Here is a 16,183-nt window from a genome sequence, read left to right on the forward strand (position 1 = left end):
GATGATGTATTATTCAGTCCGTTTTAACGGACTTTAACTATGAGCCTTGAAATTGATTTCAAGGCGGTGTGACAGCGTGGTAATAAATCCAATCAATATGTTATCATTGGTGGAAATTTATTTCCGGTGCTGGGTTAGGGTGAGCCATTTATTTTCCAGCAATGTTATGGTATTACCCGCGCATCCGCCTGGGAATTAATTCCCAGGCTCATAGCCAAAGTCGTCTGAAGACGACTCAGTAATACTATAACTTAATCCCAATTATCAAAATATAAATTTATGGCGCTTTGGCGGCTTTACTATCATCTCGTCTGGGCGACAAAAGAACGCCAACCGTTGATTGTTCCTGCACGAGAACCCGGATTATACAGCTATATTATCGGTAAAGCTGATTCGCGAAGTTGCATTATTCACGCCATTGGGGGTATAGAAGATCATCTCCATTTAGTGACATCTATCCCACCAAGCCTTGCGATCGCGGATTTTGTCAAATACATTAAAGGAAGTAGCGCCCATCAGTTTAACCAAGATTCACCTCCCACATCAGCCAAGTTTGGTTGGCAGCGCGGATATGGTGTTTTTTCCCTGGGAGGCAAACAACTCGATGAAGCGATTGCCTACGTGAGTCAACAAAAGCAGCATCATTCCCAAGGCACGATAATCCCATCCTTGGAACGAGATAATTATGAAGATGACGCTCCAACATCCCGACGAGGTATGATATGGAACCAAAATTAACTCCTGATGAAATCAACGCCAAAAAACAGCTATTGCAGGATTACGAACCCGCGCAAGAAGCCTTTGCAATCTGAGAAATCAGGGCAGACTTGATGCCATGCTCTAGTCAGCCCTGAACTAAAGTAATCTACTCTTCGAGAATGCTGACAAATTCAATTAAATTAAAGCTTTTGCCGCTGAAAATTTTGATTTGGGAATGTCATAAGGACGATAGTATATGTCAACAATTTTAGCCAAATCAGCTAAAGTATAATTTGTGTCAAACAAGGATAACTTTAGGCAATGAAAAAAGGTAATATCCATCGTCAACCCCAATTGTTGACAAAAATTTTCCGAAAGTCTATTCCCATTCCCTCTATACCGCAGATTTCTAGCGGCAAACAGTTGTTTTAAAACAACGAGTTTTTGTAACAAAACCTCGATAATACTGGCGGGCAACTGCAACCCCGTCATCTCTCGTGTGGGAATAGGCACATTCTGGTCAAATCTAAATTGAGCGTCTGTGAGTTGACAGACTAAACACAGTTGCTGTATCACCTGGACTTGGAACAAATGTTCGAGCTGTTCACCCCGCAACGCTCCTTGATGCCTCAGATACAATCCCAGAGGTTGATCCTCTGGACACAACTGAGCCAGTTTCGTGATCACACGGTTACTCACCCACTCATATTGCTGGATCAGTGAGAGTAACCCTTGATTGTTCAACCGGTTCGCGGCGGCGACAAACTGCCCATTCTCCACCCAAATATAGTAAGACGAGGCAGCTCCTGATTCCGATCGCGATCGCAGCATGAGTAAGCCGCTTTTATTCCCCTGGTCGATAAATCGAAAAATTTCCGGCAGAGAAAAATCAGAAAGAAACCCTGTAATGGACATCGCTGGTGAATTGAACCCCTACAACTATTGTCTCGATTAACGGTTAAACTAAGTCGCGATCGCCAAATTCGGTCAGATCACGATTTATAATGGGTGGGTGTTGTTGTTGGCGATCTGGCTGTAGTGACCAAAACTCCCCTTCCTAATTCCCGCTCCTCTACCGAAGTAGTACACGAACAACCGGATGCCTTAGGGCGTTTTGGCAAATTTGGCGGCAAGTATGTGCCGGAAACCCTAATGCCTGCACTGTTCGAGTTAGAGCAGTCGTTTAAACAGTACCGCAACCACCCAGATTTTCAGCAGGAATTGCAACAGTTATTGCATGATTATGTCGGGCGTCCTAGTCCTCTATATTTTGCTGAACGGTTAACCGCCCACTATGCCCGCCCCGATGGCGGTGGAGCGCAAATTTATTTGAAACGGGAAGACTTAAATCATACCGGCGCTCATAAGATCAATAATGCCCTAGCCCAGGTCTTATTAGCCAAGCGGATGGGCAAAAAGCGGATTATAGCAGAAACCGGGGCAGGTCAACATGGTGTGGCAACGGCAACGGTTTGTGCGCGGTTCGGCTTGGAATGCATTATCTATATGGGTGTTCAGGATATGGAACGCCAATCCCTAAATGTGTTTCGGATGCGGCTAATGGGTGCTAAAGTTCAACCCGTGGCGGCGGGAACGGGTACGCTTAAGGATGCCACCTCGGAAGCGATTCGCGACTGGGTAACTAATGTGGAAACGACCCATTACATCCTCGGTTCTGTCGCAGGTCCTCATCCCTATCCCATGCTCGTGCGTGACTTCCAGGCGATAATTGGTCAAGAAACTCGCACTCAATGTCAAGAAAAATGGGGCGGTTTACCTGATATTTTGTTGGCTTGTGTGGGTGGGGGTTCTAATGCAATGGGACTGTTCCACGAATTTGTCAACGACGAGAGCGTGCGCTTAATTGGTGTTGAAGCCGCCGGGGAAGGTGTAAACTCTCAAAAGCACGCTGCTACCCTAACCTCAGGACGTCCGGGTGTGCTGCACGGAGCAATGAGCTATTTACTCCAAGATACTGACGGTCAAGTGGTGGAAGCCCACTCGATTAGTGCGGGACTCGATTATCCGGGTGTTGGACCCGAACACAGTTATTTGAAAGATAGTGGTCGGGCAGAATACTATAGTGTTACCGACCAAGACGCGATCGCAGCTTTTCGCCAGTTATCGGAACTCGAAGGAATTATCCCCGCCCTGGAAACCGCCCACGCGATCGCGTATTTAGAAACTCTGTGTTCTCAACTTCAGGGTAGCCCGAAAATAGTGATTAACTGTTCCGGTCGCGGTGATAAAGATGTACAAACCGTTGGCAAGTTGATTCAGTTAGACTCACAGGATTAAACGGTGCGGTCAAAGTCTCTTTTGGTCATGAGTGGATTACTGCTGCTAAAGTTAGGACTCAGTAGCTGTGATTTGGCGTTGAGTTTCAAGACAACCCCCGTAAGTCAATCCGAATCTCCTACAACGATTTCTCAACAGTCAAATGACGGTGAATTCACCAATTGGGAAGAATCGGTGCATCAACAGATTAATCAATATCGCCGTTCCCAAAAACTGCCACCGTTAACCTTAGACTCTAACATTAGCAAGCAAGCCAGACTCCACAGTCAGGCAATGGCAACCGGGCGTCTACCCTTCGGTCATGGGGGATTTGAAGAACGAGTCCGCGCGATCGCTCAATCTATTCCCTATCGCCAAGCCGCTGAAAATGTTGCCTATAACCAGGGCTATTCCGACCCCGCCACCCAAGCTGTGCAAGGTTGGTTAAAAAGCCCAGGACATCTAGAAAATATTGAAGGGGATTTTGATGTAACCGGGATTGGCGTAAGTAAAAATGCCAAGGGAGACTATTACTTTACCCAAATTTTCATCAAACGGCAGTAGTTTGTCTTATGTTATTTGCTGGTTATTTTTTTATCATTCATCCTTTATCACTCAGATAACCTATGACTAAACCCCCCATCGAGAAAGAATTGGCAAAATTTCAAGTTTGCGATCGCGACCTTCCCGACGCCCTGCTCAAGACCTATCTAAACGCCGAAGCGATTGCCGTTGATACAGAAACAATGGGGCTGATCTATCAGCGCGATCGCTTGTGTCTGGTGCAACTGTGTGACCCCGAAGACCGAGTTACGGTGATCCGCATTGATAAAAAACAAAAACAAACTGAAGCCCCCAACCTGAAGCAGTTGCTGGAAGCCCAAACGGTCTTAAAAGTATTTCACTTTGCCCGTTTCGATCTAGCCATATTACGCCAAAATCTGGACATCTACGTCCAGCCTATATTTTGTACAAAAATTGCCAGTAAACTTGCCCGTACCTATACCAACCGCCACGGACTTAAAGATTTAGTCCTGGATCTCGAACAGGTGGAACTGGATAAAAGTTCCCAGAGTTCAGATTGGGGAAATCCCAATAACCTTTCGGATGAACAACTCCGGTATGCGGCGAATGATGTACGTTATTTGCTGTCTGTGCGACAGAAACTGATTGCCATGTTGCAACGAGAAGAGCGTTGGCAACTTGCCCAAGAGTGCTTTGATGCCTTATCAGTGATGGTGTCTTTGGATTTGCTCCTCTATCGAGATATCTTTGAACATTAAAACAAGCTATCGTAACGTGGGGGGGTGGATGAACCGAATTCCAGCAAGAGTGATACCTGCTAGGATAAAAAAAGGAAGTGCCAATAATATTGCTAGATTTACAAGTTTCCTATGCCCATGACCGCTCAAGTTATTGTCGAAAAGAAAAAATTAGACAACCCTCCTCTAGAGATTCACTATCTGGGCGATCGCGTTCTGCGTCAACCAGCTAAGCGGGTTGCCAAAGTAGACCAAAGCATCCGACAGCTAGCTCATCAGATGCTGCAAACCATGTATAGTGCAGATGGCATTGGCTTGGCAGCACCACAGGTCGGGGTAAATAAACAAATCATTGTCATCGACTGCGAACCGGATAACCCAGAAAATCCCCCCTTGATTCTAATTAACCCCACGATTAAGCGCTTTGGTTCGAGTGTATGTGACGCTCAAGAAGGGTGTTTAAGTATTCCTGGCGTCTACTTAGATGTCAAACGCCCAGTAGAGGTGGAAGTTACCTACAAAGATGAGAATGGACGCCCGAAAACCTTAAAGGCGGATGGTCTGCTTTCTCGCGCCATTCAACATGAAATGGATCACCTGACTGGGGTTATGTTTGTGGATCGGGTGGAAAATGGATTGGTTTTGGCAGAAGAACTGCAAAAGTATGGCTTTTCTACCCAAGCAGTCAAACCTTTTCATGCCTAGGAAACAAAGTAACCGTACCAATGCCTTGTCCATGGATTGATCCATGGACATTTTAGTATACTGCGTTAGGTCTAATCCAATGACACCAAAAAGTGGTTTATTTTTGATGGGTTCCTGTATTACCGCAATTGCGGCTGTTGGCTCAATTTTTGAACTCTCTTCAGGAACACCCCAGTTAGGTGTATCAGTCACGGAAATTATCCTGGCGGGTAGTATTCCCTTGAGTGGCTTTTTGTTCTACGCCGCTGTTCGCGATGCGAAGGCAAATCAGTAGGCAATAGGCAATAGGCAATAGTTTACACTGGTCTAAGGATGGCTCACCACTTGCCCTATGACTGGTCAACACTGCCGTGGATTTCTGCGACCTCTTGCTGTCAGAGGTACAGCTATACCACTATCTTCCTATCCCTTGTCTGAGGAGCAGGAGATAGTGATTGGGCGTGATCCAAGCTGCCAAATTGCCTTAAACCCTAATCAGTATTTAATTGTATCGCGGCGTCATGCCACGATTCGTCCCTGTTCACCCTGGAATCAGGGCTGGGAAATTTGTGATCTCAATAGTATTAATGGTACTTACATTAATGGTTATCCTTTACGGGGATGCTGTCGATTGCACGCCGGCGATCGCATTGAACTGGGTCAAGATGGTCCTCAGTTTATTTTTGAGTGTCAGTTCAGCTCGTCTGTGTCCCCAGTCTCACCTGTTCCTTCGGGTTCATCGCTGACACCTGTCAGTGTAATCGGACATAAAACTGCGGATTCGGTTACCTTTAGCCAACTGTTTCCCCTCGCTTCAACGGGAGCCGATTTAACTCAGAAGGCGTTTCTTGGACCCGCTATTCTGACGGTGGTTTTTGTGGTGTTGATGTTTATGGCTGTCGGTAAGCCAATGGTGTTTAATTTACTATTGGCAACCTATTTAACCGGTGCCGCCTCTTACTTTATCTACCAACTTTGTGGTAAATCCAAACCGTGGTGGGTGTTATTGGGGTGTGCGATCGCGACGGGTTTAATTTTAACGAGTCCGTTGTTACCTCTATCGATCATCGTTTTTCGCGACATCTTACCGGGAAGTTTACCCCAAGAAGGGGAACTGATCAGTTTTACCGCTCTGCTGATCCGCATGTTTTTTGGGGCGGGTTTGATGGAAGAGTTACTTAAAGTCCTTCCCATTATTGGGGCGTATTTCTTGGGGAGACTCCTACGTTCTCCTTGGCGAGAACAAATTGGCGTCTGGGAACCTCTGGATGGGATTCTATTAGGTACGGCGTCAGGGGTGGGTTTTACGCTATTGGAAACTCTGGGGCAGTATGTTCCCGATATCATTGATAATGTGACCTTTCAAGCGGGTCAAGAACCGGGTCAGCTGATGGGATTGCAATTACTCATCCCCCGTCTACTCGGTTCAGTCGCCGGACATATTGCTTATAGTGGCTACTTTGGCTATTTTATCGGCTTAAGTGTCCTCAAACCGCGAAAAGTTTGGCAAATTCTGGGAACGGGTTATCTTTGTGCGGCGACTCTCCACGCTCTTTGGAATGCCAGCGGGTTTGTCAGTAGTTTATTGTTAGCAGTGGTGGGGATTTTGTCCTATACCTGCTTAGCCGCCGCCATTCTCAAAGCTAGGGCAATCTCGCCGACGCGATCGCAAAACTTCGCTACCCGTTTATTTTGATCCTCTATACAATAAAAATCCTCTGCTTACCCTAAACAAGAGAGCAGAGGATTTTTATAACGGAGCAATTGACAAAAGCAATGTTAGTTGTTCTAATCCAGAGCCAACATCACTTTGTCAGAAAACTGCCTGCGCCTTGATCACATGAGCAACCTGTATCCTCAAGCGCTGACTCAACGCACTCATGCTTTGGAGAACCTTATGCACTGATGAACGATTTCTGCTTTTCTCCCTGAGAATGCAGGTTTAGTCTACTTGTGTAGTTTATTCCAAGTTCAGAGTCCAAGACTCCAGAGAACCTGAATCACCCGCAGAGCAATCATTAATAATCAGTTGCCAAGTCCCAGCAGATGAGTGTCCCTTAAACACAGACAAAGGCTGAGTTGCACAATACTCACCACTGGGAATCACCCCATGAGACCCAGCTACTGAGTCAAAACTATGGGAGAAGTTATCGTTAAAGCTGTAATCCCCATTTAGGTCGTTACTGTAGCCACTCGCCGAAAATTGAGGTTGTCCGGGGCGCCGGAATAAGTCCACCACAACCCCGGTTTCTACATGACGCAATTGGGCAATCAAGTCCCCAACCCAAGTATGTTCTAAGTGATTCAGAGTTACGGTGACGTTACTAATCGCGATATTTTCCGTCACCACAATCTCATCTTGAAAACTGGCAACTCCATCGGGAATATTGCCACCACGACCGCAGTAGGTCGAAGCGGGGGAGTTCACAGATGTGGTAATGTTAGCGTCTACAGTGGCAGTTGAGGTACGATTCATGAGCTTCGACATAGGTTATAACTCCAAAACAGAATTAGGTTGACAAAAGGTAAAACTCCGCTAGCGATCGCGAAATTACAATGTTAAGAATATTTGCGCTCTGTTACGCATTCTTAATGCACCCCGAATTTTTTTTAATTTCGCGAACATACAATAATCTCCTCTTAATTAATAATGGCATTACTTGGGCGGTTTTATCTAGTCCTTCTGGGTATCTTTACTAAAAAAAAACAATTTAATCGATACTAAACTGATATCTCTCTTTCCTGTATTCCTTTACTGACAAGCAATTCAGCGTCAAACATTGAGCATTCTTGTCCTTAGGTTTATGTTAATTTAATATAAAATTACATCCTTTATAACTTGGATTAATCTTTGGTGAGAGATTAAAAAACTTTCTCAAACAACTCGGAATTTATCCGCGTCGCTCTGACACAAACTTAAACCTACCCTTCCCGAAGGGTTGGACTGTAAATTTTGAACTCACCCCTCTGCCCCAAGAGTATTAAGTTTAAACCGTTGTCTTGTAAATTTAGTTTCTTTTTCGTAAAGATTTGTTGCATCATCGGCTAAAAATTTTTTGGGCTATTAATTTAAACTACTTTCTCTTAACAGAGAAACTCTTTTATGTATGCCACCCACAGCCAGCCTAGTCATTAGAACTTCTCCGTTGTGGGAAACCCTGCGTCTTCAGACCAGGGAGGAACACGCGGTAGCGGTTTAAGAAGCATACCCCTTTCGGGGTGGAGGGGTATGGTTGCCCCTCCGGTTTTCACCCATTTCTGGGGTAAAGTTAGCCTCGCCAAGGTTATCGGTCGGTAACTGTCCAAAAAGCACTGTTTCAGTGACCTTAAAACTGTTTAACTTTTCGGTTCTAGAGCAGCAAACTGGCTATCGCATCCGCTGGTAGGTCTTTAACACTTGCCGATAACGTAGTGCGCTTAGCACTTAGGCTGGTAAGCACAGCTTTAACTTATTTGGCTAAAGCTCCGTGTATGCGAGACCGGGGTTGCTTACTTATAACCGAGTATCGATCAGTCCGGCTTGTGTAACAGACTTCTCTTGCCGACTAAAAGCCAATCAATGACTTTGTTCGACTCGATAGTATTTGTCCAAGGTCGGTGGCTTTTGGCAGGATATCGATATGACATTATCGAGCCGGAATCAGCGCTTGAGTCCCAGACTAACAGGGTTGACGGTTTCCCACCAGTCCACACTTTACCTCTGAGACCCAGGTCTTGTCATACTTGCGTATGACGTTGTTACACCATGTTGAATGATATGGCAATCAGCTAACCTTGGCAACCACCTAGCTGAATTAATTTTCACTGATTTTGTAAAATTTTGTTAACAGCACTGGAAATATAGATTACATCGAAGTCTTGTGGTAAGGGTAGGGAACAGGGAACGGGTAATAGGGAACATAGAACAGTAGAGAATGTCCTAACCTTTATAGCGACAGCTAAGTACCTAGACATAAATTCTCTGCGCTGTACTAAGAAAGTTCCCTGTAATAATCTTAATAAGGTGTTCCATTCGGGTAAAGCAGTTTAATCCGCTTTTGACGAAGCTGTTCTTCTTCTTTGTGAAGTTCTACTAATTGCTGCACCACTTCAGACGTCACCCCTAATAGTTCAGCCATTTGAGAGATTTTATTCTGTTCAGGTTCACTCAACTCACCGTCTGCTGCTGAAGCTTGAATCGCTTGATAAACAACATCTCTTTGTACTAAGTTTTTTATTCGATCAGAAGAGTTCGCCAGCAGCTGTGCCAGATCATCATTGGCTTCGTAAACTTCCAGTTCTTTCAGCACAGATTCGGGAGTTCCCAGAGCGCTGAAATAGCTAATTTGCTCGTCTCGTTCTGCTGGAGCGAGTGTGCCATCTCCCTTAGCACAAATAAGTGCAGCTTTGCCAACGGATCGAAAATCTTCACCGTTGGGAAAGCTGGTAAAGCCGTACATCTGGTTAAAGAGCCAAAGGTTGCCTTTTCGTCGATAATCTGTCGTCGTTGTCATTGTTTTCTCCTCGGAATATTCCAGACGTTAGATTAGGATTTTGAAAGTCTATCATGTTAAGGCGGCACAACTGATCCTACTTCAACCAAGGAAATAGGATGAGCCGCACCGCCTCGCTCAGTATTACAGCGAGTTTATTCCGCCGTAGCCAGTTCTGTGCTACCACTACTACGACGACGAGTTAGGGTGTTGAAGAGCATTTGACCAATGGCTTTAATCAGGTTACCTTCTAATTCCTGGAACAGATTCATATTCATGCCAAATGCCGCATTTGCCTCATCAACAATCCGTTCGGCTGTGGCGTCATCAATGGGGAGTTCATCCAAGGCTTGGCGATAGTTGGCTTTGAATTCCTTTTCGTCAGGAATCTCTTGAAACTCGTAAAACGCTGTACCTTCACCCTCGGATAAATTCATCGCCCGTTGAGCAATCTTTTTCAGGATTTGCCCCCCAGATAAATCTCCCAGATAGCGCGTGTAGCACTGGGCAATTAATAGTTCGGGTTCAGAGGCGGACACGTCGCGAATTCGCTGCACGTAGTCTTTCCCGGCGGCGGAAGGCGCTATTTGGTCGCGCCAATTTGCGCCGTAGTAGTAGTATAAGTCTTGCTCTAAACTTTTCTGGCGATTGAGTTGGGGAAAGTAGATTTTCGAGAGAACCGGATGTTGGCGATGGCGCTCCATTTCTTCTTCCATCGCACAATAGACGAAGTAGAGATTGGCGACAAGTTTTCGGTACGATTTCTTTTCTACGACGCCTTTCAAAAAGCATTTGACAAATCCCACGTTTTCTGCCATGCTGTGGGCTTTTTTGGTTCCCTCACGTAACTGGGTGGCTAGATTGGTACTCATGTTAAATTTCCTATCCCTAAGGTTAACGACTTGTGTATTTTTACGTCCAAAACGTATCAAAACTGTCCCAAATGCTTAGGGTAAACTGATATGATGAGAATTGATATTAAGAATTGTAAAATCGTTGACTCAAGTCTTACCCATAGGCAATAGCTTGAAGAGGCGGGTAAGCTACTTGAATAGTGGGCAGGGCGTGGGGTGTGGGGTGTGGGGTGTGGGGCGTGGGAAGAAAAAGCAGACACCATGAACCCTAAAGGCTTTATGCCTTATACCTTATGCCTTGTCCCTGCCACAAAGGGGTAGTTAACCCGGATTTAGGATCAATCCTGCAAGATTGTCTTAGACACAATCCGAGTTTTCTTGCGATCGGCTTCTGAGAGTTCTTCCCCAGATTGTAAACGAGTGGCGTTGGTTTGGAGGACAGTAGCTGCACTTTGATCTCCCATTTGGATCGCAGTATTGGCAGCCGTTTGTAACATTGTGGCAGCGCCAGCCCGATCGCCTTTTTGGAGTTTGGCTTCGGCTATTTGAGTTTGCCTGTATTTGGCTAATGCCAGAATCGATTGTTGGACTTTCGTGTTGGGAGCCGGTTGATAGGTACTCTGAACGTTAATCTCCACCGGGATCTGTTCCGACTTTAATCCCTCTTCCCCCGTAGCGGGGTCATCATAAAGCACTTGTAGCTTCGCGATCGCCTGATACCCCACAGACAGTTGCCCCAGATACAGGTTCGCCAGAATCACCCGTTCCGCATCCGTCATCAAATCGCCCAAGCGGACGACAAATTGATCGCCTTGGGGTTGCAGAGGCAGTTCAATCGTATCCGGCGCGACTTGGGCAATGGGTTTTAATTCGGCAAACCGCACTTTGGGCATTAATTCAAATACCAAGTAAGCATTGGTCAATCCGACGGCTTGGATGCGGTTAAACAAGCGTCCAAACTCCTGCACGGCTTGTTCTGGCTGTTCGATATAACAAAGCGCACCACTCCCAGCATCGGCAATTTTTTCCAGAACATCTTGGTTCCAATTCGCCCCAAATCCTAGGCTATTGATCGTCAGCTTGTGTTCCACCGCCAGTTGGGCTAATTTCAAGCAGCGTTTATTGTCTCCATGCTCATTTTCGCCATCCGTCAGCAGAAACACCTGAGACACGGCTTCGGCTTTCCCTTTTGCCACTTCTTCAATACCCAGTTTCAACCCCTCATCAATGGCAGTTCCCCCATCAGCAGTCAGTTGCCGGATTTGGGATTTAATCGTTTCTGTATTGTCGAGCCCTTGATTGGGTACCAGCACTTTGGCACGGTGATCAAAGGCAATCACACAGATGCGATCGCCCTGTTTGAGTCGTTCAATCAGTTGAATCGCCGCTTTTTTCACCGTTTCCAGGGGACGCCCATGCATCGAGCCACTGTGGTCTAGAATTAAGCATAAATTCAAGGGTAGCGACTGATCCAGTGATTGGCTGATTGCCCGAATCGCTATCGATAACTGACGCTGGGAACTGGGTTGATTGGCATCAAGATTGATATCGCTGAGGGCAGGGTGTAAACCAACTTTCATTGTCTAAAACTCCTAAGCCAGTAAAAAGAGGTAACTATAGTAACTTTCTTGCAATACATAAGTACTAGTCTAGAGCCAGGGTCGCTCATGGCACACCCCAAATCGCCATCGATGAAAAGAACTACCCCAGGCAACTTCACGACTCACGCTACTATGTTTTAAAGATAGCGCCATTATTGCATTCCCAAGTACCGTAGATGAAACAACCGATTCAGGCAGTTCAATCAACCTACTATGGTCGGCAAAACTACCGAACCCCGCCACCCGATTTACCTTCACTGCTCCTCAACGAGCGAATTGTCTATCTGGGTTTGCCCTTGGTACCACAAGTCACCGAACTGATTGTGGCAGAACTTTTGTATTTGCAGTACGACGATCCCGACAAGCCGATTAAAATTTACATCAACTCCACGGGAACCTCCCGTTACGATGGTGAACCGATTGGCTTTGAAACGGAAGCCTTTGCCATCTGTGACACGATGAATTACATTCAACCCCCCATCCATACCATTTGTATTGGTTCGGCAATGGGGATGGCGGCGATGCTACTGTCGGCGGGAACAAAAGGCTCTCGCGCAAGCTTACCCAATGCCTCTATTGTGCTGCACCAACCCAAGAGCTATGCACGGGGTCAAGCCACGGATATCCAAATTCGAGCCAAGGAAGTGCTAGCCAACAAAAAGACCATGATGGATATTTTTGCCAAAAATACAGGTCAATCTGCCCAAAAGATTGCCAAGGATATGGAGCGGATGTTGTACCTGACCCCCTATGAGGCAAAAGAGTATGGCTTGATTGATCGGGTGTTAGAGAGCGATGAGGTTCCGGCTGCTATAGCCGCCAGTGCGTCTTAATCCCTCCTCTTGCACTGACACTCAGGGCAGTTTTGCTGTTCTCCTTCGAGACAACCCTCCTGATTAATGCCTAAACCATTACCATCAGACAAGACGAGCAATGGTACGTACCGGGGCGGGTTTAGTCGCATCTGGGTGAGAGAAGAAACGATAGTTGTGAAAAGATCCCCTACAGACTATTCAAAACGTTTTCTAGAATTCGGAGTAAATTATGCCTATTGGCGTCCCCAAAGTTCCTTATCAACTTCCCGGTTCTCCTTACAGCGATTGGATTGATATCTACAATCGTCTCTACCGGGAACGGATTATTTTTCTGGGTAAAGAAGTCGATGATGAGATTACTAACCAGATCATCGCAGTTATGCTTTACCTGGATTCCGAAGACAACAACAAAGATATTTATCTTTACATCAATTCTCCTGGTGGTTCAGTTACTGCAGGCATGGCGATTTATGACACCATGCAGCATATTAAGTCGGATGTAGTCACCATCTGTGTCGGTTTAGCGGCGTCGATGGGTTCTTTCCTGCTTATGGCTGGTAAGCAGGGGAAACGGTTAGCGTTACCTCACTCACGGATCATGATTCACCAACCCTCTGGGGGGGTGCGTGGACAAGCGACGGATATTGAGATTGAAGCCAGGGAGATTTTGCGAATCCGGCGTCAACTCAACCAAATCTATGCGGATAAGACGGGTCAATCGGTTGAGAAGATTGAAAAAGATATCGATCGCGACTTTTTCATGTCGGCTCAAGAGGCGAAGGAGTACGGATTGATTGACCGTGTGATTGAGGAAAGAGCAGGATAAGATAGACGAATCGGTAGGGCAGTTCTAAAATACTGCCTCTACACCTATCAGTGCTTGTTCTGGAAATGAATCTGGTGGATTGTTATCGATTGTTGGGTTTAAGTGATGGAGCCTCTCGATCTGAGATTAAGGCATCGTATCGGCGTTTGGCACGCCAGTGTCATCCCGATGTCAATGTCGGCGATCAATTGGCTCAAACCAAGTTTATTGAGTTGACACAGGCGTATAAGCTGCTGCTGAATGTGGTTAAACCGTTGGGAACAACTCACTCGGCTGAGGATTCCCAGACGGTTACAGTGACAAAGAAGCCGCCAACCAAACCGCCTACCATTCCCCCCCTGTCGGAGATTGAATATCAGCTCAAATGGACATCCTACGAGCGCTTACAGCAGTTGCTCAAAGAACAACGATTTGCCCGTGCGATCGCGCTGGTTGAGGGGTTGGCGCAACGGATTCCCCACGATCCAGAGGTGCGTCAGTGGCAAGCGATTACTTATCAATGTTGGGGACGGTATTTGGTTAAGAATGGGCAGTTGAATAAAGCCAGAATTTATTTGAAAAAAGCCCTGAAGACTGACCCCCATAACCGTTCCCTGTGGGCGGAAGTTGAACGAGATTTTCGCCGTATGGAACAGATGATTTATTGATGCTCACAAACAGTTACAGATTTTTTTGAGTAAGGGTGCGATCGCTCCTTTTTTTTGGTATACTTTTATCATGGGAAAATGTGCCGACCTATAGACTCGATGCTCATCACTTCAAAGCTTAACCCTACTCAGAGCGATCGCATTCCCCAATGGTCAATAATTCTCCTTTTGGGGCGAGCCGCTGGCACAAAGGAACCACTAGAGAAACAGGGCGGGTTTAGTCACATTGAGATGCAACCAAAAAGATAGTAGTAAAACCCGCCCCTACAGAGGATCGGGTCGCCCTTTACTCAATTTCCTGTGTCAAAATGTGTTTCTTATGAGTTATAGGTTTTCCTTGAGATGCTTCCAAATCAGACTATTCCCCCTTTTTTAAGCAGGGGGTTTTCAAAGTCCGGGGGAATCTCTTATTAAGTAACGGTTTAACCTTAAGTTGACACTAATGACGCTCCGTGCGCCCACAGACGTGCGCCCGCCCAATAATTAATTAGGCGCCCGATTAACAAGGTATACCGGACGACAGTGAATCCGATTGTTATTTGTCCCCAGTCTGGAAAGATTGCGAGAGTTAAAAGAAATTGACGAATTATTATCCAGAGGATAAATTAGACTTCTACCAGACAATGTTTGGGATAGACTTGAAACAGCTACCCTAGAGGAGCTTTAAATGTCTCGTTTTTACGCCGTTGCATCAGCGTTAACCCTGGCAAGTGCTATGGGGTTTAGTTCTGAGGCGCTGGCTCAAACCGTTGATATTCCATTTACGGCTAGTGTTCCCATTGAAGTAACCTTTGACCAGGTTGTCCTGGGTACAGTGGAAACAACGGCTAGTGGTGGTTCAGTTCAACTACCTAATGTTATAGAATCCGTCAATCCAGCCACCGTAACGTTACAGTCTAACACCCCTGCTACGCTAACGGTTTCACCGCCTCGCCTCATCTCTGGGTCAACACCTGATCCGGATGGAACAACTTATGTAACGTTTGTTACAGTTGGGACACAACAGGTGACGGCGGATACGGCAGAGGTTACCATGAATCTTCCGGTGGGAATGAGTGATTTAGAAGTCGATATGCGTGTGGAAAGACCTATACCGTTTCCGGCGGGAACGTACAACTATGCGGTGACGCTGACGGTTATCCCTTAATTCGCTTATCGATGTTTGGTTCTTATGTGCATATACCTTAAGGAGGGTTTCCATGATTCGTCGTTTAGTTTTATCTGGCTTTGTTCTGGCGGGTGCGGTGGCGTTTAGTCCGAACGTTTTGGCGCAATCGGTTGATGTTATTTTTGAAGGGAATATTGGGGAGAGTTGTAGTTTCGCGACTCCGGTTCCAGGTGTATTAGTGTACAGGGGTGGACCACAAACGGGCCCTGGACCTGTGTTTGGAGAGATTAGCTCTGATGCGCCGGGAGGTGTATCGGGTACAGTTGATGTTTCCTGTAATACATCAGGAGTAGATCTTCAAATCAGTGATGCTCGTTTTGTGTCATTTACTCCCAGCAATCCAGAGTTGGCTCCTCCTCCTGGCGCTTTACCCCCAGGTTCAGATGCTTTTTTAAATGCACGAGCAACAGTCCCAGGTGATGAAACAGTCTATAACGGTCCAGCTAACGGTAGTGGCGGTAATCCGAGCAGCCCTATGTCCATTTTTCCTTTGAGTCCTAACCCTGGTGAACCCCTTCGACAAACCGTGGAAGTGGATTTGGGTGTTGATGGTGGACCTTTTGAAGCTGGAATCTATCAGTATGCTGTCACTTTGACAATTGTTCCCTAGGAAGTTTGTAGTAAGGGAACCTTAGCCCTGATCAAATTCCGCGAGAAGACCCCAACGATACCCGAATCAGGGTTAGTTGGGAATGATGCTAATTTCTCATTTTAAAACAGGGCGAGTCGAGTTGATTAATCAGTTGTCCCGTTTACGCTAGTGCAGCGACTCGCCCCTACCCCCTACCCCCTACCCCCTACCTGACTTTTCACGTTATGTGGCGCCTCTGTAGGGGCGGGTTTCACCACTATCTTTTCGGTTGCACCCAGATTTTACT

At 46.2% G+C, this 16,183-nt stretch carries 17 protein-coding genes; 12 read left to right on the forward strand and 5 right to left on the reverse strand.

The genetic code is table 11. From position 1 onward, the window contains the following. Positions 1-279 precede the first annotated feature (279 nt). Complete coding sequence (gene tnpA, locus ACLGGO_RS31920) at positions 280-738, forward strand: IS200/IS605 family transposase (RefSeq protein WP_446422327.1); 459 nt, start codon at positions 280-282, stop codon at positions 736-738. A 156-nt stretch (positions 739-894) separates the two neighbouring features. Here tnpA and ACLGGO_RS31925 read toward each other — a convergent pair whose 3' ends face one another. Then, positions 895-1,614 (reverse strand): DUF4388 domain-containing protein, encoded by a 720-nt coding sequence (locus ACLGGO_RS31925; RefSeq protein WP_446422328.1) that lies wholly within the window; start codon positions 1,612-1,614, stop codon positions 895-897. Positions 1,615-1,737: 123 nt separating this feature from the next. On the opposite strand from ACLGGO_RS31925, the gene trpB reads away from it, so the two are divergent. The 6 genes from trpB (at position 1,738) to ACLGGO_RS31955 (ending at position 6,618) form a co-directional block, all read left to right on the forward strand. Then, a complete protein-coding gene (gene trpB / locus ACLGGO_RS31930) occupies positions 1,738-2,997 on the forward strand; it encodes a tryptophan synthase subunit beta (protein ID WP_446422337.1) in 1,260 nt (419 codons plus the stop codon). Between the two features lie 27 nt (positions 2,998-3,024). Continuing rightward, positions 3,025-3,540: a CAP domain-containing protein gene (locus tag ACLGGO_RS31935; RefSeq protein WP_446422329.1), complete on the forward strand. Its 516-nt coding sequence runs from the start codon at positions 3,025-3,027 to the stop codon at positions 3,538-3,540. A gap of 62 nt (positions 3,541-3,602) precedes the next feature. Further along, positions 3,603-4,259, forward strand: coding sequence for a ribonuclease H-like domain-containing protein (locus ACLGGO_RS31940; protein WP_446422330.1), 657 nt, complete (start codon positions 3,603-3,605; stop codon positions 4,257-4,259). A gap of 117 nt (positions 4,260-4,376) precedes the next feature. Then, positions 4,377-4,943 (forward strand): peptide deformylase, encoded by a 567-nt coding sequence (gene def, locus ACLGGO_RS31945; protein WP_446422338.1) that lies wholly within the window; start codon positions 4,377-4,379, stop codon positions 4,941-4,943. Positions 4,944-5,022: 79 nt separating this feature from the next. Then, complete coding sequence (locus tag ACLGGO_RS31950) at positions 5,023-5,217, forward strand: hypothetical protein (RefSeq protein WP_446335442.1); 195 nt, start codon at positions 5,023-5,025, stop codon at positions 5,215-5,217. Between the two features lie 57 nt (positions 5,218-5,274). Then, positions 5,275-6,618: a PrsW family glutamic-type intramembrane protease gene (locus ACLGGO_RS31955; RefSeq protein WP_446422331.1), complete on the forward strand. Its 1,344-nt coding sequence runs from the start codon at positions 5,275-5,277 to the stop codon at positions 6,616-6,618. A 264-nt stretch (positions 6,619-6,882) separates the two neighbouring features. Here the strand turns inward: ACLGGO_RS31955 and ACLGGO_RS31960 are convergent, their stop codons facing one another. The 4 genes from ACLGGO_RS31960 to ACLGGO_RS31975 all read right to left on the reverse strand — a co-directional run bounded on the left by ACLGGO_RS31960 (position 6,883) and on the right by ACLGGO_RS31975 (position 11,828). Continuing rightward, positions 6,883-7,410: a proprotein convertase P-domain-containing protein gene (locus tag ACLGGO_RS31960; RefSeq protein WP_446335444.1), complete on the reverse strand. Its 528-nt coding sequence runs from the start codon at positions 7,408-7,410 to the stop codon at positions 6,883-6,885. Between the two features lie 1,507 nt (positions 7,411-8,917). Then, positions 8,918-9,415, reverse strand: coding sequence for a TerB family tellurite resistance protein (locus ACLGGO_RS31965; RefSeq protein WP_446422332.1), 498 nt, complete (start codon positions 9,413-9,415; stop codon positions 8,918-8,920). A gap of 134 nt (positions 9,416-9,549) precedes the next feature. Next, positions 9,550-10,266, reverse strand: a complete 717-nt coding sequence (locus ACLGGO_RS31970; RefSeq protein WP_446422333.1) for a biliverdin-producing heme oxygenase — start codon at positions 10,264-10,266, stop codon at positions 9,550-9,552. Between the two features lie 320 nt (positions 10,267-10,586). Beyond that, entirely contained in the window at positions 10,587-11,828 is a 1,242-nt protein-coding gene (locus tag ACLGGO_RS31975; RefSeq protein WP_446422334.1) for a vWA domain-containing protein, read from the reverse strand. 197 nt (positions 11,829-12,025) lie between these two features. Here ACLGGO_RS31975 and ACLGGO_RS31980 point away from each other — a divergent pair, with 197 nt between their 5' ends. The 5 genes from ACLGGO_RS31980 (at position 12,026) to ACLGGO_RS32000 (ending at position 15,915) form a co-directional block, all read left to right on the forward strand. After that, the gene (locus ACLGGO_RS31980) at positions 12,026-12,682 is read left to right on the forward strand and encodes an ATP-dependent Clp protease proteolytic subunit (RefSeq protein WP_446337388.1); all 657 of its coding nucleotides are present in this window, start codon (positions 12,026-12,028) and stop codon (positions 12,680-12,682) included. Positions 12,683-12,893: 211 nt separating this feature from the next. Beyond that, the gene (locus ACLGGO_RS31985) at positions 12,894-13,490 is read left to right on the forward strand and encodes an ATP-dependent Clp protease proteolytic subunit (RefSeq protein WP_446337387.1); all 597 of its coding nucleotides are present in this window, start codon (positions 12,894-12,896) and stop codon (positions 13,488-13,490) included. Between the two features lie 65 nt (positions 13,491-13,555). Next, the gene (locus ACLGGO_RS31990) at positions 13,556-14,137 is read left to right on the forward strand and encodes a J domain-containing protein (protein WP_446422339.1); all 582 of its coding nucleotides are present in this window, start codon (positions 13,556-13,558) and stop codon (positions 14,135-14,137) included. A gap of 667 nt (positions 14,138-14,804) precedes the next feature. After that, positions 14,805-15,284, forward strand: a complete 480-nt coding sequence (locus ACLGGO_RS31995) for a hypothetical protein (RefSeq protein WP_446422335.1) — start codon at positions 14,805-14,807, stop codon at positions 15,282-15,284. Between the two features lie 52 nt (positions 15,285-15,336). After that, entirely contained in the window at positions 15,337-15,915 is a 579-nt protein-coding gene (locus tag ACLGGO_RS32000) for a hypothetical protein (protein WP_446422336.1), read from the forward strand. Positions 15,916-16,183: the final 268 nt, after the last annotated feature.

Origin of the sequence: Coleofasciculus sp., from assembly GCF_046565525.1 — a bacterium.
Lineage (GTDB): Bacteria > Cyanobacteriota > Cyanobacteriia > Cyanobacteriales > Coleofasciculaceae > Coleofasciculus.

Coding starts and splice junctions, on each gene's coding strand:
- ACLGGO_RS32000 (WP_446422336.1), top strand. CDS start 15,337: ATGATTCGTCGTTTAGTTTTATCTGGCTTTGTTCTGGCGGGTGCGGTG.
- def (WP_446422338.1), top strand. CDS start 4,377: ATGACCGCTCAAGTTATTGTCGAAAAGAAAAAATTAGACAACCCTCCT.
- ACLGGO_RS31975 (WP_446422334.1), bottom strand. CDS start 11,828: ATGAAAGTTGGTTTACACCCTGCCCTCAGCGATATCAATCTTGATGCC.
- ACLGGO_RS31965 (WP_446422332.1), bottom strand. CDS start 9,415: ATGACAACGACGACAGATTATCGACGAAAAGGCAACCTTTGGCTCTTT.
- ACLGGO_RS31970 (WP_446422333.1), bottom strand. CDS start 10,266: ATGAGTACCAATCTAGCCACCCAGTTACGTGAGGGAACCAAAAAAGCC.
- tnpA (WP_446422327.1), top strand. CDS start 280: ATGGCGCTTTGGCGGCTTTACTATCATCTCGTCTGGGCGACAAAAGAA.
- ACLGGO_RS31935 (WP_446422329.1), top strand. CDS start 3,025: ATGAGTGGATTACTGCTGCTAAAGTTAGGACTCAGTAGCTGTGATTTG.
- ACLGGO_RS31980 (WP_446337388.1), top strand. CDS start 12,026: ATGAAACAACCGATTCAGGCAGTTCAATCAACCTACTATGGTCGGCAA.
- ACLGGO_RS31925 (WP_446422328.1), bottom strand. CDS start 1,614: ATGTCCATTACAGGGTTTCTTTCTGATTTTTCTCTGCCGGAAATTTTT.
- ACLGGO_RS31985 (WP_446337387.1), top strand. CDS start 12,894: ATGCCTATTGGCGTCCCCAAAGTTCCTTATCAACTTCCCGGTTCTCCT.
- ACLGGO_RS31950 (WP_446335442.1), top strand. CDS start 5,023: ATGACACCAAAAAGTGGTTTATTTTTGATGGGTTCCTGTATTACCGCA.
- ACLGGO_RS31940 (WP_446422330.1), top strand. CDS start 3,603: ATGACTAAACCCCCCATCGAGAAAGAATTGGCAAAATTTCAAGTTTGC.
- ACLGGO_RS31995 (WP_446422335.1), top strand. CDS start 14,805: ATGTCTCGTTTTTACGCCGTTGCATCAGCGTTAACCCTGGCAAGTGCT.
- ACLGGO_RS31955 (WP_446422331.1), top strand. CDS start 5,275: ATGACTGGTCAACACTGCCGTGGATTTCTGCGACCTCTTGCTGTCAGA.
- ACLGGO_RS31960 (WP_446335444.1), bottom strand. CDS start 7,410: ATGTCGAAGCTCATGAATCGTACCTCAACTGCCACTGTAGACGCTAAC.
- ACLGGO_RS31990 (WP_446422339.1), top strand. CDS start 13,556: ATGAATCTGGTGGATTGTTATCGATTGTTGGGTTTAAGTGATGGAGCC.